Below are 24,821 nucleotides of genomic sequence, written 5' to 3'. Positions count from 1 at the left end.
TGAGCCAGGATCAAACTCTCTGATAAAATGTTTGTTCCAAGTTCAAAATCAACATACTAGCTAATTTATCCCTTTTACTGTTTTAAAGGATCTTTCGATCGTTTTGAATTACTTATTCAGAACTTTCGAGGATGTGTTTCACTGTTTAATTATCAAGGATCTCTGCCGTTCCGACTCGGATCAGCTCGCTTATTTTACCACAGAACTTTTCGTTTGTCAAGAACTTTTTTAATTTATTTTTTTGAAGCTCTTTCGAACTTCTTTGCTGTTCTCTCGATCAGCAACTCGTTTATTTTATCAAACTCATTTGCTTTTGTCAAGAACTTTTTTAAGTTTTTTGAAGCAGTTTTTGCAACCCGCGGCAGCCACCCGGCTCCGAACTAGGTTTTTCTGTTTCAAAAGAACTCATTCACTGTAGCTCTCGCTGACAGCTTAGTTATAATAACACCGTCAAAAGCAAAAGTCAACACCTTTTTTCGAATTTTCTTATTTTTAGAAAAATATAGTTAATTCTGCATATTCAATATTTTATCTGACTATTTATAAAATGTAAAAAACAGCAGAAAACGCTTCTCTGAAAATCTGTTTTCTGCTGTTTTTTCTTCCTATATAATTAAATCACTTTCGTCGTCCACTCCGAGCAGTCCCATACGCTGGTTGCCAGACCGTCATAAAATTCTGGTTCGTGGCAGACCATGAGGATGGTTCCTTTGTATTCTTTTAAGGCGTTTTTCAGCTCGTCTTTCGCATCCACATCAAGGTGGTTGGTCGGCTCGTCGAGGACGAGGAGGTTGGTTTCGCGGTTGATGAGCTTGCAGAGGCGCACTTTGGCCTGCTCGCCTCCAGAGAGAACACGCACGAGGCTTTCAATGTGCTGGGTGGTAAGACCGCATTTGGCGAGGGCGGCACGGACTTCGTACTGGGTGTAGGATGGGAATTCTTCCCAGATCTCCTGGATGCAGGTGTTGGTGTTGCCTTTTGGCATTTCCTGTTCGAAATAGCCGATTTCCAGGTAATCGCCGAGCTCGACGCTGCCGCCAAGGGACGGGATCAGGCCGAGGATGCTCTTTAAGAGGGTCGTCTTTCCGATTCCGTTGGCACCGGTGAGGACGATTTTTTCTCCGCGCTCAACCGCGAAGGTCAGCGGCTTGGAGAGCGGCTCTTCGTAGCCGATGACGAGTTCTTTTGCGGTTACAACGAAGCGGCCCGAGGTGCGGGCGGTGCGGAAATGGAATTCCGGCTTCGGTTTTTCTTTTGCGAGCTCGATGACATCCATTTTATCGAGCTTTTTCTGGCGGGACATTGCCATGTTTCGGGTTGCCACGCGGGCTTTGTTCCGCGCCACAAAATCTTTCAGCTCGCTGATCTCCTGCTGCTGGCGGTTGTAGGCGGCCTCTTTCTGTGCTTTCTTGACCGCATAGACCTCCTGGAAATGATCGTAATCGCCGACGTAGCGGTTCAGCTCTTTGTTTTCCATGTGGTAGATCAGATTGACGACACTGTTCAGGAACGGGATATCGTGGGAAATCAGGATGAAGGCGTTCTCATACTCCTCGAGATATCGTTTCAGCCAGGTGATGTGCTCCACGTCCAGATAGTTGGTCGGCTCATCAAGAAGCAGGATGTCCGGTTTTTCGAGCAGAAGTTTTGCCAGAAGGACTTTCGTTCTCTGTCCTCCGGAAAGCTCGGTGACATCGCGCTCCAAGCCGATCTCTTCCAGACCGAGAGCGCGGCCGATCTCTTCGATTCTGGAATCCAGAATATAAAAATCATGCGCATCCATCATCTCCTGGATTACGCCGAGTTCTTCCATCATTGCATTCAGCTCGTCCTCGGAGGCATCGCCCATGGAGTCGCAGATCGTGTTCATCCGCTCTTCCATCTCGTAGAGCCAGGAAAAGGCGCTTTTTAATACATCGCGGATCGTCATGCCTTTTTCTAGAACGGTATGCTGGTCAAGATAGCCGACGCGGACATTTTTTGCCCACTCAACCTTTCCTTCATCCGGCATCAATTTTCCGGTGATGATGTTCATGAACGTCGATTTTCCCTCGCCGTTTGCGCCTACCCGTCCGATGTGCTCGCCTTTTAACAGGCGGAACGACACATCTTCAAAAATCGCACGGTCACCGAAACCGTGGGACAGGTGTTCTACATTTAAAATGCTCATTTGAAAATTCTCCTTTTATTATGCAAATCCGGTTCTTTTCTTAAAGTTCTTAAAATCACAGTCTGGATTATTATATAGGGAATCCGCCGGGTTTGGCAAGCATTTTCTTGGGAAAGCTGCCCTGTTTTGAAAACAAAAAGAAGACCTCCATAAAGGATAGAAGTCTTCTCAAAAATATCTGTATTTTCAGGAACATTTCTTTCTCTGTCCGTACATCCACTCTGCATACATTTCTTTTACCGATGGATAAACATACTCCGCGAGATACTGTGAATTCCGCAGATCCTCCCGCGTCGATTCACCGGACAGCACAAGCGCTGCCGATACCCCCGCCATGTTGGCGCAGGCAATGTCAGTGTAGAGGCGGTCACCCACGAGAACGGCCTCATCGCGGCTGCATCCCGTCATCGCAAGTGCCATTTCGATCATACGTGTACCCGGTTTTCCGATATAAGTCGGTGTGCGGTGGACGGCGCGCTCGATCATCTCGCAGATGGAACCGCAGTCCGGCACATAGCCGAATTCGATCGGGCAGACGTAGTCGGGATTCGTCGCCGCGTAATCGAGTTCCGGATGTTCGGAAAGCAGGCGGCAGATGTCCACTAATTTTTGATACGTCAGCTCATTATCATAGCTTGCAAGGACACACGCAATCCCCTCTGTTTTCGGATCGCGGGTCGTCTGTACACCGAAGTTCTCCAGCTCCCGGATCAGGGAATCCGTGCCAAGCACGTAAACCAGGTGGGTTCCGTACTTCTGTTTCAGATAATGTGCCGTTGCCACCGATGCCGTCAGAAAGTTTTCTTTCGTCGTCGGAATCCCGAGCTTTGCAAATTTTTTCTGGTAATCTGCAACACTCATCGTCGTATTATTGGTGATAAATACGAAATCCCCGCCATGCTCCGCCAGTCCGTTTAAAAACCGGTCTGCTCCCGGAATCAGACGGCTCCCTACGCAGATGGTTCCGTCGATATCCAGGAGAAACAGTTTCTTTTCGCTGATCGGTGTCACTTCGCCCTGCGGCAGGCAACCGCCACATCCGGGTAATTGGTGATGACGGCATCAACGCCGGCATCCATCAGGCGGTTGATTTCTGCCTTGTCATTGACCGTCCATACATGGACAGCGAGATCGCTTTTCACATACTCCTGCAGGAAATCTGCCATCTGTACATGATAGGTTGCCGGATGGAGTGCTCCCGTTCCGATCTTTTTCGCATAGTTCACGACATCATAAATTACATCTGCGTAGAGAATGCCGGTGCTTGCTTTGGGATCCAGTTCCAGAATTTTTGCAATGCTGTAATGGTTAAAAGAAGAATAAATCACGCGGTCTTCCATTCCCATCTCTTTTGTCAGTGCGAGTACCTTTTCTTCCAGATTTTCATACCAGAAAATGCCGGTTTTCAGCTCGACGTTGATCGTCATGCCGGTCGGTTTTAATGCCTCATACACCTCGCGGAGTGTCGGAATTTTTGCATTCTCGTACTCCGGGTGTGTTTTATTAAAATGAAAGTTTTTCAGTTCTGCCAGCGTATAATCCTTCACCAGTCCGCTGCCGTCGCTGACGCGGTCGATCTCTTCGTCGTGTACCACAACCATCTCACCGTCTTTGGTCAGCTGTACATCCAGCTCTACGCCGTCTGCTCCCTGCTCTGCGGCAAGAAGAAATGCTTCAATTGTGTTTTCCGGTGCATATGCGCTGGCACCTCTGTGTGCCCATACTTTTGTTCTCATCTTATTTTGTCCTCTCTTTTCTTCCGAAAAACACGCCGAAGCATTCCGGCTCCGACGCGTTTTTCGGGGTTTTTGTTATCTTCACTATAGGACGAAATCCTGCTTTTGTAAAGCGCGGCTTTTACTCATTTAAGAGATTGTAATCCTCAATGGAGCTGTTGATCTGGGAAGCCATGGAGTCTACTGCCTGCTCCGGTGTCTCGCTTCCGTTGATCATGTTCTCGATCTCGGTTTCTACAATCTGTCTTGCCTCCGGGAATACAGAGAGAAGTGCGCCTGCGTACTGCGGTTTAGAATCGTGCAGCTGATCGATTGCGGTCTGGAACTGCGGATACTGTGCTACGTTGTCTTTGAAGGTCTGCTCATCATAAGCGGCTGTTGTTACCGGGAAGTAGCCGGTCTGCGCATTCCAGTATGCCTGGGATTCCGGGGAAATCAGGAATTTGATGAATTTCCAGGTTGCGGCTGCTTTGACATCATCGTTATTGTTCAGTGCCCAGAGAGATGCGCCTCCGATGGAAACACCTCCCTCATCGCCTTCTTTGATGGTCGGATAATATGCGGTTCCAACTTCGAAGCTGCCGTTGACATCCTGTAAAATCTGTTTCAGGGATGCGGTAGAGCCAAGGGTGATCGCTGCTTTTCCGGAGGTAAAGTCTGTTGTTGCGGTATCACTTCCGGAACGGCCTACGTTCGGTGCAACGTCTGCGTCATTCAGGGCTTTCCACTCATTTAAGATGTTGAGTGCGCCGCCGTTGGAATCAAACTCAACTGCGGTTGCTGCTGCGTCACGGCCGTTTCCATTGTCTGCATAGGAAAGTCCCTGCTTGCAGAGCCACTGCTCAAAGTACCATCCATAGATGGAAAGCGCCAGCGGTTCTCCTGCTCCGCCTTTTGTTTTCAGGTCATCGCCGATGGCAAGGATGCCTTCCAGGCTGGTCGGGATTTCTGTGATGCCTGCTTTATCAAACATATCTTTGTTGTAATACAGGATCGGTGTGGATGAGTTGAACGGCATGGAGTACAGTTCGTTGTTTACGGTATAGTAAGCAGCGATGTTCGGCTCAATCTGGGAAGCATCGTAGCCGTCTGCATCGATCAGCTCCTGCATCGGGATGACCCAGCCGGAATCGATCATGAAACGGGTTCCGATATCGTAGATCTGTACGAGATCTGCTCCCATGTTTCCGATCTGCGCACTCTTCAGTTTGTTGATCGTATCATCGTATTCCCCCTGGTAAACAGCCTCGACAGTGATTCCGTCGGTGTTTTCTTCATTAAATTTATTGACCAGGTAATCCATCGCCTCGCCGTTGACGCCGCCCATAGAATGCCAGAAGGTGATGGTTGTTCCATTGGTATCCTGTGTTAAATCCGGTGCTGCTGCTCCGTCTGCTGTGCTGCCTGCTGTTGTGCTTACAGAAGCCTCGGATGCTGCGGTATCCTGCTGTGCTTCTCCTGTTGTTTTTCCGTTTCCGCATCCGGCAAGCGCCATAGCTGCCATAGAAGCGGCAAGAATCGATGCAATCACTTTTTTCTTCATTTTTTTCTCCTCGTTTTTCGTGATATTTTCTATTCTATTTTCTGTTCCACAGGAAATCAGTCGTCTTTAACCTTTGACTGCTCCTGAAAACATTCCTTTGATTAAGGCCTTCTGGCCTACGATAAAGATGGAAATGGATGGAATAATGATCATGACCACGCCTGCCAGCATCAATGTGATGGACTGTGCGTCGACGCTGTTCAGCATGCTGATACCGATCTGTACGGTACGCTTGCTGTCGGATCCGGTGACCAGAAGCGGCCACATGTACATATTCCAGGCATTGATAAAGGTATAAACTGCCATCGCGCCCATGGCGGATTTTGTCAGCGGCATCAGAATTTTTACGATGAACCGCAGATTTCCGCATCCGTCCAGCTTCGCCGATTCATAAAGAGAGATCGGGAAGGTCATATAAAACTGACGGAACAGGAAAATTCCCATCGCAGAAGTAAGAGACGGCAGAATCAGAACGATGTAAGTATCCAGAAGTCCAAGGCTTCCCACGGTCAGATAGTTCGAAATGATCGTTGCCTCGCCCGGTACCATCATGGTTGCCATGACCAGCATGAACAGAACATTTTTTCCTTTAAAATTCAGGAAGGAAAAGGCAAAGGCCGCAAGAGAACACGTTACGATCTGTCCGAGGGTAATGCTTCCTGCTACGAGGAAAGAGTTCAATACAAAGCGGACCAGCGGAATTTTATGAAAGGCTTCTACAAAGTTCTGCAAAGTAGGATGCTTCGGAATGAGATTCATGGCCATCGTGTAGAGCTCGCCGGACGGCATGAACGCTACGCTGATGGTGTAAAGCAGAGGGAACAGCATAAAGAGGCAGACGATCAGGTTGATCGTGATCAGTGCTGTTTTCTGGATCATTTTCTTTCTTTTTGCTTTCGCATTCATCGCCAGGTGCAGCGCCTGCAGTTCCTCTGCAGAATACGTTTTCGGCCCGGCAATCGTTGTTGCTATAGTAGACATTAGTATTTAACCCCTTTCTTTTCGATACGGAACATCACAAGCGTCAGTGCCATGACAATCAGAAACAGAACGACGGACTGTGCGGCTGCGCTTCCAAATCGATAGTTGAAAAATGCATCGCGGTAAATCGAATATACAATCAGGTTAGTGGATTCTCCCGGTCCTCCCTGCGTCAGGATTTTGACCTGGCCGAAGGACTGGAATGCCTGAATGATGTTGACAACCAGAGTGTAGAACATGATCGGGGAAAGTCCCGGCAGAGTCAGTTTGAAGAACTTCTGCACTGCATTGGCTCCGTCCACAGATGCACGTTCATAGATGGAATCGTCGATGTTTCCAAGTCCTGCAGAAAAATACAGGAAATTGATGCCACTGTTCAGCCATGCGGTCAGAACTGCCACACAGATCAGCGCATATTTCGGATCACTGACCCAGTTGATGCTCACATGGAGCAATTTGTTTACAATACCGATCGTCGGGTTTAAGATGATTTTGAAAATCATCGCACCGGAACTGGAGGCCACCGCCATCGGAAGTGCGTACGAGGTACTGAATACACGGATACCCGGAAATGCCTTGCTGCAGAGAACTGCTCCTAAAAGACCGAGTGCCATGCTGCCGACTACAACGATCGCTACAAATTCCAGTGTTACCCAGAGACTGTTGTAGAAGGACGGGGAGGATAACAGATTTTTGTAGTTCTCCAGTCCTACGAACAGTTTTGCTTCCCCGAGCTTGTTGGTCTTATAAAGACTCAGGTAAATGGTTTTAAAGAATGGATAAAACAGAAAGATTCCAAAGATCACCAGACTCGGGATCAGGTACATATAGACTTCTGCTTTTTTACACTTTTCAATTGCTTTTTTCACTTTTTACTCCTTCTTACGCCGTCGCGCGTTCTTCTTTTGCTGTCGGCGGACATAAAATATTTTCTTCGGTAAACGGATCAAAGATCTGCGCTTTTTCCATATCGGCGTACAGCGTGATGTATTCTTTTACCGCAACCGGCGCTTCCGACGGAACCCGTGCGGTAAGCTGGTTTCTTCCGGCATGCATATGAAGATATGCTTCTGCGCCGATCATCTCGCGCAGTTCCACGAACGCTTTAACACGGTTCTCTCTGCTGCAGATGCCATGCACTTCTGCCGTCGCTTTCTCCTGCAGGTCCTCCGGCCGCAGTCCTAAGATCACCATTTTTCCAAGGTAATTCCGTCGAAGCACCATCTCGTTTTCCCCTTCCGCCCGAAGGGAAACCCCTGCGTCTGCTTCCAGATAAACGGCTCCGTTTTTCTCTGTTACCATCGTCTCCATAAAGTTCATACTCGGCGCTCCGATAAAGCCTGCCACAAACTTATTGGCCGGATGACGGTAAATCTGCTCCGGCGTATCCGCCTGCTGGACAACTCCGTCCTTCATGACCACAATTTTCGTTCCAAGCGTCATCGCCTCGGTCTGGTCATGGGTAACATAGATCATCGTCGTTTTCAGTTCTTTATGTAATTTCGCCAGCTCCACCCGCATCTGCGCCCGCAGCTTCGCATCCAGGTTCGACAGCGGCTCGTCCATCAAAAACGCCTTCGGCCGTCTCATGATCGCACTTCCGATCGCAACACGCTGCTTCTGCCCGCCGGAAAGCGCCGCCGGCCGCCGGTCCAGCAGATGCTCAATGCCAAGCATCTTCGCCGCTTCATGAACCTTCTTATCAATCTCATTCTTCGGCTGTTTCCGGATTTTCAGGGAAAACGCCATATTTTCATATACGGTCATGTTTGGATAGAGTGCGTAGTTCTGAAAGACCATCGAAAGGTCACGGTCTTTTGCTTCGACGTAATTGCAAAGCTGACCATCAATCCAGAGTTCGCCGCCCGTGATCTCCTCAAGACCTGCAATCATCCGCAGCGTCGTCGATTTTCCGCATCCCGAAGGTCCAACAAAAATCACAAACTCCCGGTCCGGAATCTCCAGGGAAAAATCTTTTACTGCGTAATGCTCCTTATCATACGATTTACAGACATTCTTCAATACAATATTTGACATTCGTTTTTCTTCCTCCTCGTCTTGTCCGAGACACATTATATCCTCCTTTCCGTAAAGCCCACCACCACCCGCCTGTAAAATCCCAGTTAATAAAATAACCGGTCACTTTACAAAACCATTTACTTTTTCCGCAATCACCCGCCCCTGTTTCCTGCTTTTCCGCCTTTTCACGCACGAAAATTCTTTGTAAAATTCTACGCACGTTTCTTCTCATTCCCTGCACAAATAAAAAAAGTGTAGCAGCCTCACATCAAAGCCACTACACTTTCACTTTTTCATTCTACTCAACGCAGTGGGCGCTCCTGAAACCGCGCACCGCCCTTGTGTGCGTTACGGGGCGTCCGTCCCCAGTTCAGAACCTACTCCACCGGTTCCGCCGGCACAAACACCCTGCTGTTCTCCTGTTCTTTCGGTTTCTCCGCTCTTTCCGTCGCCTCCTTGCAGAAATACTCCTGTGAATTCACCAGCACCTTACCCCGCTTATCCGGCTTCACATACGCCCCATCCGCCTGTAAAATACTGGCCTTCACATTATCCTTCATCTGCACATCCAGAATATGCATCACTTCTTTCTTAATCTGTTCATCCTCCACCGGAAAAACAATTTCAACTCTCTTTTCGAGATTTCTCGGCATCCAGTCCGCACTTCCCATAAACACCTCTTCATTTCCACCGCTGTAGAAATAGAAAATCCGCGCATGCTCCAGGAAATTACCCACAATTGACCGTACCGTAATATTCTCACTCACTCCCGGAATACCAACCTTCAGACAGCAGATACCCCGGATAATCAGATCAATCTTCACCCCGGCCGCCGAAGCACTGTAAAGCGCCGCAATAATATCCCGGTCACAAAGAGAGTTCATCTTCGCCACAATGTGCGCCTTCTGCCCCTTCTTCGCATGCTCCTCCTCCATCGCAATCAAATGCAGGAACCGGTCCTTCATCCAGAGCGGTGCCACCACCAGCTTATTCCACCGGTCAGGCTCCGAATAACCAGAGAGCATATTAAAGACCGCCGTCGCATCCTCGCCGATCTTCGCATTACACGTCAGAAGGCCGCAGTCCGTATACAGCTTCGCCGTCGAATCATTATAATTACCCGTACCCAGATGCACATACCGGCGGATCCCCGTCTCCTCGCGGCGGACCACCAGCGTAATCTTACTGTGCGTCTTCAGCCCCAGAAGACCATAAATCACATGGCATCCCGCTTTTTCCAGCATCTTTGCCCAGACAATATTATTCTCCTCGTCAAACCGCGCCTTCAGCTCCACCAGAACCGAAACCTGCTTGCCGTTCTCCGCCGCCTGCGCCAGCGCCGCGATAATCGGAGAATTGCCGCTCACACGGTACAGCGTCTGCTTGATTGCCAGCACATCCGGGTCCTTCGCCGCCTGCTGGACAAACTGTACCACGGGGTCAAACGTCATATAGGGGTGATGCAGCAGAATATCTCCTTTTCGGATATTCGTGAAAATATCATCGTCATTCATCAGCGCCGAAACCGCCGCCGGTGTATATTTCGGAATCTTATACTCGTCAAAACCGTCGAGCCCGTACATCTTCATCAGGAACGTCAGATCGAGCGGTCCCGGAATCCGGAACAGATCATCCTCGTCGATATCGAACTCCTTTTCCAGCATCTTCAGGAGCCGTTTATCCATCTTATCTTCCACTTCCAGCCGGATCACCTCGCCCCACTGGCGTTTTTTCAGCTGTTTCTGGATCTCTTTTAACAGGTCCGAAGCCTCATCCTCGTCAATCGAAAGATCCGCATTCCGCATAACGCGGTACGGATGTGCGCAGACCACATCGTAGCTTAAGAACAGCTTTCCGATGTTCCGCTCGATAATCTCCTCCAGCAGAATCGCATACCGCTGGCCGGTTTCTTCATCCTGCGGAAGCAGAATAAAGCGCGGCAGGACAGATGGAACCTGAACCGTCGCAAATTCCAGTTCTTTCTCTTTTTCCTTCTCCTTGCCCTTCTTCTCTTTTTTCTCCTCCGCACGGCTCAGAAGCGAATCGTCTTTCTTCTGCACCAGCGCACCGATATTCAGTGTTTTGTTCCGGATCAGCGGGAACGGGCGGGCAGAATCCATCGCCATCGGGGTCAGAACCGGGTAAATGTTCTCCTCAAAATAAGAATCCACATACTCCGCCTGCTCCTTCGTCAGCTTCTCATGCTCGCTGATAATCGTAAGCCCCACATGCTCCAGAGAAGGAACCGCGGAACGGTTATACGTATTGTACTGCAGCTGCACCAGCTCATGCGTCCGCCTGCTGATCTCGGCAAGCTGCTCTTTTGCGTTCATGCCGGACAGATCCTTTTTCGTATAATTCGCATGCACCTGATCCTTTAAGGATGCCACGCGGACCATATAAAACTCATCCAGGTTGGAGGAGGTAATGCTGATAAATTTCAGACGCTCAAACAGCGGAATACTCTTGTCTCGCGCTTCGTTCAGAACACGCTCATCAAAGCTGATCCAGCTGAGTTCGCGGTTTCGGAAATATTCTGGTTTCTTATATGGTGTAATATCCATCTTTCTTCCCCTCCTTACTTACATCTGCCGTTTCAGTTTGATAACCGGCTGTATGCTGAATACCTCGTTAAAGAAATCTAATTTTTCCTGGCACAGTCCCTGCTCCAGCGTAAAATCACGGTTGACCGTCAGAGACAGATGCAGTTCCCGCTCTTTTAAGACAGCGCGGATCGACTGGATTTTCTGCAGATGGCTCCGGTCGAGTGCGTTTGCCAGGCGGACAATCGCGGTCAGCTCCGATACCGTCAGATACTGCTCGGCGCTGAGCGATGATTCCATCACCAGTTCATCGTAGGACGGAAGCGCCGCCGTATTGTATTTTGCAATCAGTGCGACCATCTCCCGTTCAATATGGGACAGTCCGATGATTTCGTTTGACATGATAATATTATAGGAAGAATCCGCTACATTATTAAGGCTGATGTATTTTCCGACATCGTGCAGCATCACCGCCATCCGGAGCAGCAGCCGCTCACGTTCTTTCATGCCGTGCATCTTTTTCGTCGCATCAAACATGGCAAGCGCCGTCATCTCCAGATTCTGGACGTGCGGCCGGTTTACTGCATACCGTTTTCCGATGTTTTTTGCCGCCATCAGAATATCATTTTCAAAGTTGTGGCTGCCTTTTTGCAGCTTCATCTGCTCCGCATATTCGTATGCGATGCCGCGCGTCATATGCACGCCCGGGATCCATACATGCTCTGCCTCCATCATGTCGATCAGACATTTGTAGATCACGGCGGACGGGTACATCAGCGAAGCATTCTCCAGCGGGATGCCAAGCTTGACAGCCAGCTCCATCGGTGACTGGCGGATGATCTTTTCATACCAGGTGTTGAAATTCTCACGGGAAATGATTTTTGTCGTTTTCTCCTCGATATTCTGGTAGACACTGTCCGTGAAAACATCGCCAATCAGCATGATATTTTCGATTTTGCGGTCTTTCAGATACATCTTCTTGAAGCTCGACACTTCATTCCAGATCAGTTCCTCGACCATCTCCTCATAGTGTTCCGTCTCGCTCTGGATTCCGGCGAGGCGCTCACGGACACGAAGACTACCCATACGGATATTCTGTGTTGTCACAAGGGCGTCCTTATCAAACAGGGAAATCTGAAAACTGCCGCCGTCGAGGTCGAGAATCGCAGTTCCCTTTTCGATGACCTTGTTGAAATTGTCCTCCATCGCCGCAAGCGCCTTGTAGCCAAGGAAACGCTGCTCCGAGTTGGAAAGGACGGTGACGGAAAGACCGGTCAGCTGACGGATTTTTCCAAGGACATAGAGGCTGTTCGCCGCCTCACTGATTGCGCTCGAAGCCATGGCGCGGTAAGCATCCACGCGGTAGCCCTCCATGATCCGCACAAAATCTGCGAGTACACGGCAGAGCTCCTCTTCCATCTCCGGGCGGATTTTGCCCAGCGTGTACGTATCTTTTCCAAGCTCCATCCGATGGCAGATCTTATCCACGCTTCGGATACCCTGCTTTTTGGAGATCTCGAAAATCTCCAGAATGACGTCGTAGCTGCCGATATCAATGGCAGCAAATGTGGAATACTGCATATACGCTTCCTCCTTCTTTTTCAAAGGATATCCCAAAAAGCCCGCTCCCAATACCAAGCGGACTTTTTGACCTTTTTCTTTTTACTGTTTTCCGAGCAGATAATCGATAAACTGCTGTGCGGTACGGCCGGAAAGACCGCCGTGGGACAATTCCCATTTATTTGCTTCTGCTAAAAGCTCTTCCTCGCTTAACTTCACGCCGTAGCGGTCTGCCAGAACGGAAACGATCTTCTGGAACTCTTTCTTATCCGGCGCACCGAAATAGATGCTGACACCGAAGCGGTATACCAGGGACAGCTTCTCCTGTACCGTATCGGAGGTGTGCATATCCTGTCTCGTTCCCTCTTTGTCGCTGTAGTTCTCCTTGATCAGGTGGCGGCGGTTGGAGGTCGCATAGATGAGGATATTGTCCGGGCGTTTTTCCAGCCCTCCCTCGATCACGGCTTTCAGGTATTTGTACTCGATCTCAAACTCCTCGAAAGAAAGATCGTCCATGTAGATAATGAATTTATAATTTCTGTTTTTGATCTGCGCAATCAGCTCGTTCAGATCCTGGAACTGGTGCTTGTAAACCTCGATCATACGAAGTCCCTGATCGTAATACTCATTCAGGATACCTTTAATGCTGGAGGATTTTCCGGTTCCGGCATCACCGAAGAGCAGGCAGTTGTTGGCTTTTTTGCCCTCGACGAACGCTTTCGTGTTGTCGATCAGCTTCTGCTTTGGAATTTCGTAGCCGACAAGGTCGGAAAGGCGCACATCCGGGATGTTGGTGATCGGGATGATCTCAACATTTTCGCCAACGTGTGCGATGCGGAATGCTTTGTGCAGTCCCAGTTTTCCTACTCCAAAGTCTTTGTAGAACTGAATCATATCATCCATAAATTCGTCGACAGATTCTGCTTTTGCAAGACGGATGGCCAGTTCGCAGATGCGGTCGCGGACTTCTTTGTTGAACAGCTTGTTCGGACTGTCGGTGTTCTCGTAATCGCTGATGACGGAAGCGTCACCGGATTCGAAAATTTCGTCGAAAACACAAATATCGAAATCAAACAGCTCTTTGAAACGGACAAAATCATGTTTTGCCATCTGGTTGATGCTTCCCTCGACTTTTCCGACGATCTCGCAGGAGGTAGAAAATGCATTTTCTTTGTTGACCAGTAGATATGTCAGATAATCGTGCCAGAGGTTTCCGGAGAATCCGTAGCGGTTTGCCATCTCAACGAGACGGTTCAGTGCCTCGTAAAACTGCGGCTCATACGTGCTCATGTTCTCGCGGAACCGGCGGTCCTTTAAAGAAATCTGAGCATTGACCAGTTTTTTGTAAGTCTCCACCAGTATCGTCATATCGTGCAGTACCTCTCCCTCTGCAAAATCGCGGTAGAGGATACATTCTTCTATTCTAATCATCTTTTGTCTCTTCCTTCCTGTCGTTTTTCATTTTATTTATGCGAAAAGGCCGCTTGGTACGGCCCTCTCTTTTGGATTAATAATTTCCGAAAATCCGGAATTTTGCGGATTCCGCCTGCAGTCCGCGCAGTGCGTTTTTGACTGCCGGATCGCTTAAGTTTCCCTCGAAGTCCACGAAGAAACGGTATTCCCATTTCCGCTGCGGAATCGGGCGGGACTCGATTTTGGTCATGTTCAGATCGTTGTAGATAAAGTGCGCCAGCGCATTGTAAAGAGAACCGCTCTGGTGCGGCAGCTCCATGCACACACTGATTTTCTGCGCATCTTTCACAAAACGTTTCTGGCCGGAAATGATAACGAAGCGTGTCGTATTTCCCTGGGCATCAAAAATGCCTTCTTTTAAGATCTGCAGTCCGAAATGCTCGGCAGCGTACGGGCTTCCGACAGCTGCCATCGTAAGATCACCGCTCTCAGATACTTCTTTTGCTGCTGCGGCGGTATTGAGGCGTTCCTCTGTCTTCCAGTTTTCATTGGAATCGAGGAAGCGGCGGCACTGGGCCAGTGCCTGCGGGTGGGAAATCACGGTACGGATGTCCTCAACTTTCGCACCCGGCAGTGCCATCAGCACATGCTCGACCGGCAGCTCCTGCTCGCCGACGATGTAGTGCGGGTATTCCACGAGAAGATCGTAAATGTCGGATACGATGCCTGCGGTAGAGTTCTCGATCGGAAGCACGGCGTAATCGGCTTCGCCTTTTGTGATCGCCTCCATCGCCTCTTTCCAGGTGTCTACGTGGAAACTCATGATCGTATCATCGAAAAATTCTTTCATGGCACCGAAGCTGTAGGCGCCCTCCACACCCTGGAAGACAACTCTTCTGCCGTGCGTCGGGAGATGGTCAACCTGTGTGTAATCGGTCATCTCCTCGCCGCCGTTCTCGGTCAGCAGCTGATACTGGCGCTTCCGGCTGATCGACATGATCTGCTGGAACAGCTCCTGGATGCCTTTTGTATTGAATGCATTTGTTCCCTCGCCTGTCAGCTTTTCCAGCTTCTGGCGCTCACGTTCCGCATCAAAAACGGCTTTTCCTGTCTCTATCTTGTACTGCGCAACTTCCGCCGCCAGCGCCATCCGGTGCTGAAACAGGCGGACGATCTCGTCATCGGTGACATCGATCTCGTCGCGGATTTTTCCTAAGTCTAACATATAAGTTCCTCCTGCTGCTCTGCGTTTGTTGCAGATATCAATATTTTACTCCATCTCTGTTTAATTTACAAGAAAAGATCTCCCGAAATTCGGCTTTTGTACAATCTTTTCCCTTTTTGGCTGCTATTTCACTTTATTTTTTCACATTTCATATTGCTCTGCTTTTCGACCTTTTTCCCGCCATTTTTTATCTTGCATTTATCGTGGTTTTGTGTTAAGGTGGAACACAGAAAAAATAGGATCTTCATAGGAGGTAATATATGCGACACTTAATGAGTCCCCTTGATTTCTCTGTCGAAGAACTGGATCAGTTAATGGATCTGGCAAACGATATTGAACAGAACCCGGAGAAATATGCACATGCCTGCGATGGCAAAAGACTTGCTACTTTATTTTATGAACCAAGCACACGCACCCGTCTCAGCTTTGAGGCTGCCATGATGAATCTTGGCGGTACTGTTCTTGGTTTTTCTTCTGCCAATTCTTCTTCCGCTTCTAAAGGCGAAAGCGTAGCCGACACCATCCGCGTGGTATCCTGCTTTGCAAACATTTGTGCCATGCGTCATCCGAAAGAAGGCGCTCCGCTCGTTGCATCGATGTACTCCCGTATTCCTGTCATCAACGCAGGTGACGGCGGACACCAGCATCCGACGCAGACTCTTACCGATCTTCTTACCATCCGTTCTTTAAAGGGTCGCCTGAACAATCTTACCATCGGTTTCTGCGGCGATCTTAAATTCGGCAGAACGGTTCACTCCCTGATTGAAGCGCTGGTTCGTTATACCGGCATTAAAATTGTATTAATCTCCCCGGAGGAGCTTCGTCTCCCGGATTACATCCGTGATGATGTGCTGCGCGCAAACAATGTTCCATTTGAGGAAGTTATTAAAATGGAAGATGTTCTCCCGAAGCTGGATGTCCTTTACATGACCCGTGTACAGAAGGAACGTTTTTTCAACGAGGATGATTACATCCGCATGAAGGATTTCTATATTCTGGATCAGTCCAAAATGGATCTTGCTTCTCCGGAAATGCTGGTTCTGCATCCGCTGCCGCGTGTCAATGAGATCTCCGTCGACGTGGATAATGACCCGCGCGCTGCTTACTTTAAACAGGTTCAGTACGGTGTTTATGCACGTATGGCCCTGATTCTGACGCTGCTGAACATCAAAGTCGATTAAGAAAGGAGCATCTTTCGTTATGCTGAACGTAGGACGTATTGAAGAGGGCTTCGTGCTCGACCATATTAAAGCAGGAAAGGCTATGACCATTTACCATGATCTGGGACTGGACAAGCTGGACTGTACCGTAGCCATTATTAAAAATGCCAAAAGTGAAAAAATGGGAAAAAAGGACATTTTGAAAGTTGAGTGTTCGGTTGATAAGATGGATCTTGACATCTTAGGCTTTATCGATCACAATATCACTGTCAATGTCATTAAAGATGGCGAGATTACGGAGAAAAAAGAACTTCATCTGCCGAAACAGGTGGTTGATGTGATTAAATGTAAAAACCCGCGCTGTATCACCTCTATTGAGCAGGGATTAAAACATGTCTTTATCCTGGCTGACCCGGAAAAAGAGGTTTACCGTTGCAAATACTGTGACGAGAAGTATACAGGAAACAGAAATAAATAAGCTCTGTACGGCAAAGCGCCCGGAACCACGTTCGGTTTCGGGCGCTTTCTTTTATCTTTCCTATGCAGTTTTTGCTTCCTTCGAACCCAGGCACACAATCAACCAGCCGATGAAGGCCGCCAGGGATGCACAAATCAACATCGAGCCAACTCCTGCTACGTCAATGAGCCAGCCGCCAAACAGGGAGCTCATCACATTTCCTACGGTAATGGTCAGCGCCATATATGCCTGTCCTTTAATCGAATCCTGCGGCTCCATGATGCCGTCTACGTAATAGACGCAGGCGACGTTGATCAGCGCCCAGCCGAACATCTGGAACGGCTGAGCAGCGTAGTACGTCGGAATATTAAAGGCCAGGAAGGTTCCCATGCTTTTCAGGGCAAAAAACAGGCCGGAAAGGCGGAACCAGAAAACACTGCTCTTCTTTTTCAGCAGATAGCCGAACAGAAACATCGTCGGCAGCTCAGAAACCGCAGAGATGGTCATTGCATTTCCCATCTCACCGCTGCCGCCTCCTTTTGCCATTGCAATCTGATAATTGAAGCTGTTGATCAGGTTATGCGACGTAAAGATCAGAATACAGCCAAGCAGTACTACTGCGAAGGACGGATACCGTTTCAGAAAATCGACAGAACCTGCTGCGCCTGTCTTTTCTTTTTCTGCTTCTGCTTTTTTCCTGTCCTTTTTAAACGGAAAGCGAAATACGCAGATGAGGAAGAGAATGGTCAGTGCGACAGCCCAGATCGGAATGACATCTGCTCCAAACGATGCGGTCAGTCGGCCGAGCAACCATGATGCAATCGCATACGCAACGGAACCCATGCCGCGCCCGATTCCGTAATCAAGTTTCTCTCCCTGGCGGATTGTCTCCATACCAAGGGAATTTACGAACGGAATCATCAGCATCAACATCGTAATGCTTGTGCCGTACAGCAGTGTCCTTACCACCATAGAACTGCTTTCTGCCGTTGCAGTAAGGAAAATGACAAGAACAAGCTGAATCAGGTTCGCTCCAAGGAGCATTGTTCGTACGGACGGGCTTTCCGGCCGATCTGCGTAGGATGCCAACGCAGGCTGCAGAACCGCTGACAGGATACAGCCAACTGCCGTCAGAAGGCCGATTTGTGTGTTTGTGAAGCCTTTTTCGAGAAGATAGACGCTGGCATATCCCATCAGTGCCGCAAATCCCATCCAGTAGCAGCCCTGAATCGTGCCGTAGCGCACGGACAGGTGTTTTTTCATGTTTTTTGTCCCCCTTTTTCTACAGCTTTTCCCTTATCGTAGCGTATTCCGCTGAAAATAGCAACTTAAAATCAATCACAAAACTATTTAGATTTTTTTCGAAATGCTTATTGACTTTTCGCTTTCTCTGTGATAAAAAGTATTTAGATGAATTTCTAATTAGATTGCATTCATACTGCTGGAAAGGAGGTTTCCATGGCATTCGCAGAAACGTTTAAAGCTCTCTCCGATCCTGCCCGTCGAAGGATCCTGGAGCTTCTGAAAAACGGAAGGCTTTCTGCCGGGGAGATCGGATCGCACTTTGATATGACAGGCGCAACCATCTCCTACCATCTCGGTATTCTGAAAAAAGCAGACCTTGTGCTGGAATCCCGGGAAAAAAATTTTATTTATTATGAACTCAACACTTCCGTCCTGGAAGAAATCATGCTCTGGATTTCAGAGCTCAAAGGAGGCACTTCTGATGTGGAAAAAATATAAAACAACTCTGATTCTGACAACACTCATTTCTCTTTTTCCGATGGTGATTGGACTTCTGCTCTGGAATCGTATGCCGGACACCATTGCCACCCATTTTGGCACAAACAATGTTCCAAACGGCTGGAGCAGCAAACCGATGGCAGTGATCGGTATTCCTCTGTTTCTTGCTGCTCTGCAGATTTTTTCCGCTGTTTTCACTTTTTCTGATCCGAAGCGGCAGAACATCGGCCCGAAGATGATCCGTCTTGTTCTGTGGATCATACCTGTAACCTCCCTGATTGTCTGCTGCTCCATCTATGCAAACGCAGTCGGCATCGCAGTTGATATCGGTTTTGTTGCCAATGGGATTGTCGGTCTTCTCTTTGTTTTCATCGGCAATTACATGCCAAAATGCAAACAGAACTACACAACCGGCATCAAGGTTCCATGGACCCTTCACAGTCAGGAAAACTGGAACCGCACCCATCGCCTTGCCGGCTGGGTTTGGATCATCGGCGGCGTTGCCATGATCGTAAACAGCTTTCTGCAGCTTGAATGGATTTTATTTCTCACGATCGCAGCGCTGGTTTTGATTCCGATCGGATATTCCTTTCTCCTGTTTCAAAAAGGAATCTAAACCCGGAGGGCTTTTAAATAAGGACATTCAACGAAGTTTCCTGTAAAGTAAAAAAGCTTCTTGTTCTTTCCCGTTTTCCGGGAAGAACAGAAGCTTTTTTATGTCTGTAAGGAAATGATTCTTTTTTATCCTTATTCTACCGGATGCAGATTTTTCAATGATACGTCAAGAATCGGCGCAGAATGCGTCAGTGCACCGCTGGAAACATAGTCTACGCCGGTGTCGAGGATTGTGGCGATATTTTCTTTTGTCACGTTTCCGGAACATTCCGTTTTTGCTCTGCCGTTGATGACGGCTACCGCCTCTTTCATCTGCGCCGGAGTCATATTGTCGAGCATGATAATATCGGCACCTGCATCCGCTGCTTCCCGAACCATATCAAGGTTTTCGCACTCGACTTCAATCTTGCGCACAAACGGAGCATAATCGCGTGCCATCTCGATCGCTTTTGTGACACTGCCTGCAGCTCCAATATGGTTGTCCTTTAACAGAACGCCATCGGACAGATTGTAGCGGTGATTCTGGCCGCCACCGATTTTGACTGCATATTTTTCAAAAATACGCATATTCGGGGTCGTTTTTCTGGTGTCGAGAAGGGTCGTTTTGGAACCTTCGAGCAGTTTCGCAACGCTTCTCGTATACGTTGCGATTCCGCTCATCCGCTGCAGATAATTGAGCGCAGTTCTCTCACCGGACAGCAGAACGCGGATATCGCCGTTTACGGTTGCGAGCAGATCGCCTTTTTTGACTTCATCTCCGTCTTTCACATACGGAATAATCTCGGTTTTCTCATCGAGCAGAGTAAATACTCTTGCAAATACTTCCATACCGGCAATAACGCCGTCCTGTTTGCAGAGAAGCTGTACCGTTCCCTGGCAGGCTTTTGGCATAACAGCATTCGTGGTTACATCTTCACTGGAGATATCTTCCTGCAGTGCCAAAAGCAGCAGATTATCCACATTTAGTGTTCTTGTGATTGGATTCATATTCATCTTCCTTTCTGATCGCATCCCAGATGCTCTCTTTGCAGCGTTCTGCGTATTCTTCCATATTCTGGTAATCTTCTTTTCTAATATCGTACCGTTTTGCAAGGAGCTTCCATTCATCTTCCTTCGGCTCTGTTGCCGTTTCTTTGCGGTCTGCGTTCTCTGCAAGACCCTCTGCGGCCCATTCGGCAGCCATCTTCTTTGCCGCGCGCTCTGCGAATACGAGGCTCTCCAGCAGAGAATTGCTTGCCAGACGGTTTGCACCGTGCACTCCGTTGCAGCTCGTCTCTCCTGCTGCATACAGATGATCCATCGTCGTTTCGCTATTGCTGTCTACCTTGACGCCACCCATAAAGTAATGCTGTGCCGGCACGACCGGGATCGGTTCTTTTGTGATATCATATCCCTCTTCCAGACATTTCTGGTAAATATTCGGGAACCGTTCTTTTACATCGAGCGGAATCGTTTTCAGGGAAAGCCATACGTGCTTCGTGTGATCCTTTTCCATCTGGCGGTGAATCTCACGGGACACCACGTCACGCGGCTGCAACTCATCGGTGAAACGCTCGCCATTTTTATCGAGCAGTACAGCGCCCTCTCCGCGGACAGATTCGGAAATCAGAAAACGGCGGCCTTTCTTTTGGGAATACAGCGTCGTCGGGTGAATCTGTACATAATTGACATTTTTCAGTGCTACATTCCGGTGAATTGCAATTGCAAGTGCATCTCCGGTCAGATGCGGGAAGTTCGTGGAATTATCATAAATTCCACCGATGCCGCCACATGCCCAGATCACATCCTTGGCATAAACCGGAATCAGCTTTCCTTCTTCATCCCGGATCAGAACACCCTCGCAGACATTTTTGCAGGAAAGAATATCACACATTTCCGTGTGCGCAAGAAGCGTTACATTCGGCAGCTTTTTTACCTGCGCGAGAAGCTTGCTCGTAATCTCCTTTCCGGTTACATCGTCGTGGAACAGGATGCGGTTGGTAGAATGTGCGCCTTCTTTCGTATAGCAGAGTTCCCCGTTTTCATCGCGGCGGAAATCCACACCCCAGGCGATGAGCTGATTGATGACATTTCGGGAAGAACGGATCATAATGTCGACGGATTCCGGCGTATTTTCATAGTGCCCGGCATGCATTGTATCTTCATAGAACGCATCGTAATCGCTCTCGTTTTTCAGAACACAGATACCGCCCTGTGCGAGGAAGGAGTCGCTGTCCTCGGTATCTGCTTTTGTTATCATCAGAATATCGGCTTCCTGGGGCAGATGAAGTGCCGCAAAGCATCCTGCCACACCACATCCTACAATCACTGCATCATAATACTTTTTCATTTCATTTCCTCTTTTCCGCTTCTGCGTTCTGCTTATTTTGTTACTTTGCAAGCTCGAGCATTCTTAACAGCGGCGCATGTGCGTCTGAAATTTCCTGTTCGCTTAACAGAACTTCATTCTCCTCGTTTTCCAGTGCTTCTATTAATTTGTCCAATGTCACTTTTTTCATATTTGGGCAGATCTGCGTATTTCCCACTGCATAAAACTTCTTATCCGGGCAGCGCTTTTTCAGCTCCGCGAAAACACCAAGCTCGGTTGCAACGAGAAACTCGGTATCTTTACTTGCCTCGGCATATTTGATGATGCCTGCAGTGCTTCCGACGTAATCGGCAAGTGCAACGACTTCACTTCTGCACTCCGGGTGAACGAGAAGTTTTGCCTGCGGGCGCGCTTCCTTTGCAGCCTTTGCAGCTTCCGGACGGATGGCAGCATGTACGTGGCAGAAGCCGTCATTTAAGATGATATGTTTCTCTGGCACCTGTTCAGCCACATAGGTTCCAAGATGCTCATCGGGGATAAAGAAGATGTCGTGGTTCGGCAGTTCTTTTACAATTTTTACTGCGTTGGAGGAGGTGACACAGACGTCGGAATGACTTTTTAATTCCGCAGTGGAATTGACATAGCATACGACAGCCACATCCGGGTACTCTTTCCGGACTTCTTCGATTTTTTCAATTGCTGCCATGTGGGCCATCGGGCAGTCGGCATGCAGATCCGGGAGCAGTACTTTCTTGCCCGGGTTTAAGATTTTGGCGCTCTCACCCATGAAACGAACGCCGCAGAGAACAATGACACTGGCGTCCACTTTCGTCGCCATGTCGCTTAAGTAATACGAATCTCCGATGTAATCGGCAATTTTCTGCACTTCATCCGGCACGTAATAGTGTGCCATGATGACGGCGTTTTTTTCTTTCTTTAATGCTTCCAGCTTTTCTCTTCTGGTATCCATTGGTTTGGTTTCCTTCCTATTTTTACTATCACGATTCAGAACTCTGGATCGTGATATTTTTTTAACACTTTAGCGCTTAGTATACCACAACTTTTGTCATGTGACAAGACAGTTGTAATATCCATTGTCCATTTTTTTCTTTCCTGCCTTTCCCTTCCCTGTGGTCTATCATAGGAAATACTTGTCTAAGATATAAAAATTCGTGACGCCGTAATTCACGTTCTGCAGCGCTGAATTTTTGCATTATTTTCTGGGATTGCTATGAAAACACCCGGAAGTTTAACGGTTAAATAATGATCCACAAGAAAAACGGCCACAATACCCATATTTACTGGGTTTGTAACCGTTTTATCACCTTACAGCTGTCAAAGATGGGATTCTATCATTTCACCTCTGATATGTCACTATTTACAATTTCTTCCGTCGTATATTCTTCTATTTCTGTCTTTGTCACCTGTTTGATATGCTTTTTTTTCAGATGCAGATATACGAATTCCCGAAAAATAGTATAGAACACGGAAAGCAATGGGATGAAAACAAGCATACCTACAATTCCCATAAGGTTTCCGCCGATCGTAACTGCTGCAAGAACCCAGATCGATGGAAGCCCTACAGACTCACCCACAACATGAGGATAGATCAGATTTCCCTCGATCTGCTGCAGCACCAGAAATACTACAATAAATAAAACTGCCTGTTTCGGATTTACCATAAAGATTAAAAAGCTTCCCACAGCACACCCGATGAAGGCTCCGAAAATCGGGATCAATGCCGTAAACGCAATTAAAACTCCGATCAAAAGTGCATATGGCATCCTCAAAATGCTCAATATAACAACAAACATACCGCCAAGGATCACGGCTTCCAGACACTGACCTGCAAGAAAATTTGCAAATGTCCGATAAGTCAGAGAGCAGACTTTAAAAAAAACATCTGCTTTTTCCTTTGGAAGAAAAGCGAAAAATACTTTTCGAATCTGCACCTGCAGCGTTTCCTTCTGAAAAAGGACATAACAGGCAAATGAAAATGCAACAAAAAAGGCTGCCACTCCACTAACAATGGAACCCACTGCTGACATTGTGGTATTCATCATATTTCCTGCGCCATTTCCAAGCAGGCTTATCCCCCACTTGATCGCCTGATCCGGATTAAACTGTACCTGATCTACAAGCTTCATGATTTCCTGGTTATTATGGGAAAACTCCCGGATCCAGCTTTGCATCTGCGGAATAAAATCAGTGATACTCATCATCAGGGTTCCCATTGTCCGCGTAAGCTGCGGAATCACACCAAACATCACCAGTACAATCACGCCAACCGCAAATATGATCGTAAGGAACAGGCTTATCGGTCTTGCCAGTTTTTTGACTATCTTATTTTCTTTTTTTGCCCTTCCAAAAATTTTCTTTTCCAAAAAGCTCATTGGCACGTTGGTCACAAATGCGATCGCTCCGCCAAGTACAAAGGGAAATACGATCCCCCATATTACTTTCAACACATCGAGCACCACATCAAACTTCCACAGTGCGACCACCAGAAATGCTGTAAACACAATAAGTTCCCGGATTTTTTTTACAGATATTTTACTTATATCCACTATCATTCTCCTCATCTTTTTTAATTTCATGCGTATCCATTTAAGCAGCTGAATGATCGGAAGACTTGCAAACGCATACAAATATACACAGCAATGATAAATAAAAAAAGAAACTATTATTGCATAACAGAAAATGCAATAAAAGTCTCACCATTTCCATGTAGTGCCGGATGTTTCCACCGTACTGACGACACTGCAAACGCAAATTTCCAAACGTAGGTTACTCCCCTTTATTAAACCTAATAGTATAACAGAATCGGTACCTCTGTCAAGATTTTTGAAATTATTTTTGAAAACGGCGCGTCGCATTCTCGTTACTTTAGTGATGAGTTAGACGCGCAAGATTTTTGGCAAAAAGAAGAACAAATGTTTGATATATTCCTATGTATATGGTATAATGTTTTTATGGGAAAAGATATGTTTACAATTAATAAAAATGATCTTTCATATGGTAGAGGATATGTATACTCTCTGCAGTATCATCTGGTTTGGTGTACCAAGTATAGAAAAAAGGTTTTAAAAGATGGAATTGATGTGGAATGCAAAGAAATGCTGGAAGGTCTTGCACGGGAATATAAATTTCAAATTCTGGCTATGGAGGTTATGCCGGACCATGTTCATCTGCTTGTAGACTGCAGACCATAGTTTTATATTTCAGATATGATCAAAATCATGAAGGGGAATCTTGCGCGTCAGATGTTTCTTTCACATCCAGAATTAAAGAAAGAGCTGTGGGGAGGGCATTTGTGGAATCCGTCTTATTGTGCAGTAACGGTCAGTG

20 protein-coding genes and 1 pseudogene are annotated in these 24,821 nt (G+C 47.7%); 5 read left to right on the top strand and 16 right to left on the bottom strand.

Annotated elements, in window-relative coordinates; genetic code table 11:
* Window positions 1-613: 613 nt before the first annotated feature.
* The 11 genes from ACY2VT_RS12305 to pheA all read right to left on the bottom strand — a co-directional run bounded on the left by ACY2VT_RS12305 (window position 614) and on the right by pheA (window position 15,190).
* Complete coding sequence (locus ACY2VT_RS12305; RefSeq protein ID WP_461880091.1) at window positions 614-2,170, bottom strand: ABC-F family ATP-binding cassette domain-containing protein; 1,557 nt, start codon at window positions 2,168-2,170, stop codon at window positions 614-616.
* Between the two features lie 186 nt (window positions 2,171-2,356).
* Window positions 2,357-3,181 (bottom strand): HAD-IIA family hydrolase, encoded by an 825-nt coding sequence (locus ACY2VT_RS12300; RefSeq protein ID WP_461880090.1) that lies wholly within the window; start codon window positions 3,179-3,181, stop codon window positions 2,357-2,359.
* Window positions 3,178-3,906: a glycerophosphodiester phosphodiesterase gene (locus ACY2VT_RS12295; RefSeq protein ID WP_461874674.1), complete on the bottom strand. Its 729-nt coding sequence runs from the start codon at window positions 3,904-3,906 to the stop codon at window positions 3,178-3,180. Before ACY2VT_RS12295 ends, ACY2VT_RS12300 begins: the two co-directional genes overlap by 4 nt.
* 121 nt (window positions 3,907-4,027) lie before the next feature.
* A complete protein-coding gene (locus tag ACY2VT_RS12290) occupies window positions 4,028-5,449 on the bottom strand; it encodes an ABC transporter substrate-binding protein (RefSeq protein WP_461880089.1) in 1,422 nt (473 codons plus the stop codon).
* 66 nt (window positions 5,450-5,515) lie between these two features.
* On the bottom strand, window positions 5,516-6,355 hold the full coding sequence (locus tag ACY2VT_RS12285; RefSeq protein WP_461880092.1) for a carbohydrate ABC transporter permease: 840 nt from the start codon (window positions 6,353-6,355) through the stop codon (window positions 5,516-5,518).
* 74 nt (window positions 6,356-6,429) lie between these two features.
* On the bottom strand, window positions 6,430-7,257 hold the full coding sequence (locus ACY2VT_RS12280) for a carbohydrate ABC transporter permease (protein WP_461877969.1): 828 nt from the start codon (window positions 7,255-7,257) through the stop codon (window positions 6,430-6,432).
* 55 nt (window positions 7,258-7,312) lie between these two features.
* On the bottom strand, window positions 7,313-8,467 hold the full coding sequence (locus tag ACY2VT_RS12275) for an ABC transporter ATP-binding protein (RefSeq protein WP_461880088.1): 1,155 nt from the start codon (window positions 8,465-8,467) through the stop codon (window positions 7,313-7,315).
* Window positions 8,468-8,826: 359 nt separating this feature from the next.
* On the bottom strand, window positions 8,827-11,013 hold the full coding sequence (locus ACY2VT_RS12270; protein WP_461880087.1) for an RNA degradosome polyphosphate kinase: 2,187 nt from the start codon (window positions 11,011-11,013) through the stop codon (window positions 8,827-8,829).
* An 18-nt stretch (window positions 11,014-11,031) separates the two neighbouring features.
* The gene (locus ACY2VT_RS12265; protein ID WP_461874669.1) at window positions 11,032-12,573 is read right to left on the bottom strand and encodes a Ppx/GppA phosphatase family protein; all 1,542 of its coding nucleotides are present in this window, start codon (window positions 12,571-12,573) and stop codon (window positions 11,032-11,034) included.
* 81 nt (window positions 12,574-12,654) lie between these two features.
* Entirely contained in the window at window positions 12,655-13,983 is a 1,329-nt protein-coding gene (locus ACY2VT_RS12260; protein ID WP_461877960.1) for an ATP-binding protein, read from the bottom strand.
* A 76-nt stretch (window positions 13,984-14,059) separates the two neighbouring features.
* The gene (gene pheA / locus ACY2VT_RS12255) at window positions 14,060-15,190 is read right to left on the bottom strand and encodes a prephenate dehydratase (RefSeq protein WP_461877961.1); all 1,131 of its coding nucleotides are present in this window, start codon (window positions 15,188-15,190) and stop codon (window positions 14,060-14,062) included.
* Between the two features lie 260 nt (window positions 15,191-15,450).
* Between pheA and pyrB the strand changes: the two genes are divergently transcribed.
* Both pyrB and ACY2VT_RS12245 read left to right on the top strand, forming a co-directional pair.
* Complete coding sequence (pyrB, locus tag ACY2VT_RS12250; RefSeq protein WP_461874666.1) at window positions 15,451-16,371, top strand: aspartate carbamoyltransferase; 921 nt, start codon at window positions 15,451-15,453, stop codon at window positions 16,369-16,371.
* Between the two features lie 19 nt (window positions 16,372-16,390).
* Window positions 16,391-16,828, top strand: a complete 438-nt coding sequence (locus tag ACY2VT_RS12245) for an aspartate carbamoyltransferase regulatory subunit (RefSeq protein ID WP_022462761.1) — start codon at window positions 16,391-16,393, stop codon at window positions 16,826-16,828.
* 60 nt (window positions 16,829-16,888) lie between these two features.
* Here the strand turns inward: ACY2VT_RS12245 and ACY2VT_RS12240 are convergent, their stop codons facing one another.
* Entirely contained in the window at window positions 16,889-18,070 is a 1,182-nt protein-coding gene (locus ACY2VT_RS12240; protein ID WP_461880086.1) for an MFS transporter, read from the bottom strand.
* A 195-nt stretch (window positions 18,071-18,265) separates the two neighbouring features.
* On the opposite strand from ACY2VT_RS12240, the gene ACY2VT_RS12235 reads away from it, so the two are divergent.
* The gene (locus tag ACY2VT_RS12235) at window positions 18,266-18,550 is read left to right on the top strand and encodes an autorepressor SdpR family transcription factor (RefSeq protein WP_461877963.1); all 285 of its coding nucleotides are present in this window, start codon (window positions 18,266-18,268) and stop codon (window positions 18,548-18,550) included.
* Window positions 18,534-19,166: an SdpI family protein gene (locus ACY2VT_RS12230; protein ID WP_461874661.1), complete on the top strand. Its 633-nt coding sequence runs from the start codon at window positions 18,534-18,536 to the stop codon at window positions 19,164-19,166. The genes ACY2VT_RS12235 and ACY2VT_RS12230 overlap by 17 nt, the downstream gene beginning before the upstream one ends.
* A 131-nt stretch (window positions 19,167-19,297) precedes the next feature.
* Here ACY2VT_RS12230 and nadC read toward each other — a convergent pair whose 3' ends face one another.
* The 4 genes from nadC to ACY2VT_RS12210 form a co-directional block, all read right to left on the bottom strand.
* A complete protein-coding gene (nadC, locus tag ACY2VT_RS12225; RefSeq protein ID WP_461877965.1) occupies window positions 19,298-20,152 on the bottom strand; it encodes a carboxylating nicotinate-nucleotide diphosphorylase in 855 nt (284 codons plus the stop codon).
* The gene (locus ACY2VT_RS12220) at window positions 20,118-21,494 is read right to left on the bottom strand and encodes an L-aspartate oxidase (RefSeq protein ID WP_461880085.1); all 1,377 of its coding nucleotides are present in this window, start codon (window positions 21,492-21,494) and stop codon (window positions 20,118-20,120) included. Before ACY2VT_RS12220 ends, nadC begins: the two co-directional genes overlap by 35 nt.
* A 40-nt stretch (window positions 21,495-21,534) precedes the next feature.
* A complete protein-coding gene (gene nadA / locus ACY2VT_RS12215) occupies window positions 21,535-22,443 on the bottom strand; it encodes a quinolinate synthase NadA (RefSeq protein ID WP_461880084.1) in 909 nt (302 codons plus the stop codon).
* A gap of 382 nt (window positions 22,444-22,825) precedes the next feature.
* Entirely contained in the window at window positions 22,826-24,040 is a 1,215-nt protein-coding gene (locus ACY2VT_RS12210) for an AI-2E family transporter (RefSeq protein WP_461880083.1), read from the bottom strand.
* Window positions 24,041-24,445: 405 nt separating this feature from the next.
* Here ACY2VT_RS12210 and tnpA point away from each other — a divergent pair.
* Window positions 24,446-24,821, top strand: a pseudogene (tnpA, locus tag ACY2VT_RS12205) (IS200/IS605 family transposase); the annotation flags it as partial.

Source organism: Fusicatenibacter sp., assembly GCF_050872605.1.
In the GTDB taxonomy this organism is placed as follows: domain Bacteria; phylum Bacillota; class Clostridia; order Lachnospirales; family Lachnospiraceae; genus Fusicatenibacter.
This window is presented reverse-complemented; position numbering and strand designations above follow the sequence as displayed.

Bases quoted from the DNA above. Each gene is read 5' to 3' on its own strand.
- ACY2VT_RS12285 (WP_461880092.1), bottom strand. From the start codon at position 6,355: ATGAATGCGAAAGCAAAAAGAAAGAAAATGATCCAGAAAACAGCACTG.
- ACY2VT_RS12270 (WP_461880087.1), bottom strand. From the start codon at position 11,013: ATGGATATTACACCATATAAGAAACCAGAATATTTCCGAAACCGCGAA.
- ACY2VT_RS12295 (WP_461874674.1), bottom strand. From the start codon at position 3,906: ATGAGAACAAAAGTATGGGCACACAGAGGTGCCAGCGCATATGCACCG.
- ACY2VT_RS12220 (WP_461880085.1), bottom strand. From the start codon at position 21,494: ATGAAAAAGTATTATGATGCAGTGATTGTAGGATGTGGTGTGGCAGGA.
- ACY2VT_RS12265 (WP_461874669.1), bottom strand. From the start codon at position 12,573: ATGCAGTATTCCACATTTGCTGCCATTGATATCGGCAGCTACGACGTC.
- nadA (WP_461880084.1), bottom strand. From the start codon at position 22,443: ATGGATACCAGAAGAGAAAAGCTGGAAGCATTAAAGAAAGAAAAAAAC.
- nadC (WP_461877965.1), bottom strand. From the start codon at position 20,152: ATGAATCCAATCACAAGAACACTAAATGTGGATAATCTGCTGCTTTTG.
- ACY2VT_RS12240 (WP_461880086.1), bottom strand. From the start codon at position 18,070: ATGAAAAAACACCTGTCCGTGCGCTACGGCACGATTCAGGGCTGCTAC.
- ACY2VT_RS12305 (WP_461880091.1), bottom strand. From the start codon at position 2,170: ATGAGCATTTTAAATGTAGAACACCTGTCCCACGGTTTCGGTGACCGT.
- ACY2VT_RS12260 (WP_461877960.1), bottom strand. From the start codon at position 13,983: ATGATTAGAATAGAAGAATGTATCCTCTACCGCGATTTTGCAGAGGGA.
- ACY2VT_RS12230 (WP_461874661.1), top strand. From the start codon at position 18,534: ATGTGGAAAAAATATAAAACAACTCTGATTCTGACAACACTCATTTCT.
- ACY2VT_RS12235 (WP_461877963.1), top strand. From the start codon at position 18,266: ATGGCATTCGCAGAAACGTTTAAAGCTCTCTCCGATCCTGCCCGTCGA.
- ACY2VT_RS12280 (WP_461877969.1), bottom strand. From the start codon at position 7,257: ATGTACCTGATCCCGAGTCTGGTGATCTTTGGAATCTTTCTGTTTTAT.
- ACY2VT_RS12290 (WP_461880089.1), bottom strand. From the start codon at position 5,449: ATGAAGAAAAAAGTGATTGCATCGATTCTTGCCGCTTCTATGGCAGCT.
- ACY2VT_RS12245 (WP_022462761.1), top strand. From the start codon at position 16,391: ATGCTGAACGTAGGACGTATTGAAGAGGGCTTCGTGCTCGACCATATT.
- ACY2VT_RS12275 (WP_461880088.1), bottom strand. From the start codon at position 8,467: ATGTCAAATATTGTATTGAAGAATGTCTGTAAATCGTATGATAAGGAG.
- pyrB (WP_461874666.1), top strand. From the start codon at position 15,451: ATGCGACACTTAATGAGTCCCCTTGATTTCTCTGTCGAAGAACTGGAT.
- pheA (WP_461877961.1), bottom strand. From the start codon at position 15,190: ATGTTAGACTTAGGAAAAATCCGCGACGAGATCGATGTCACCGATGAC.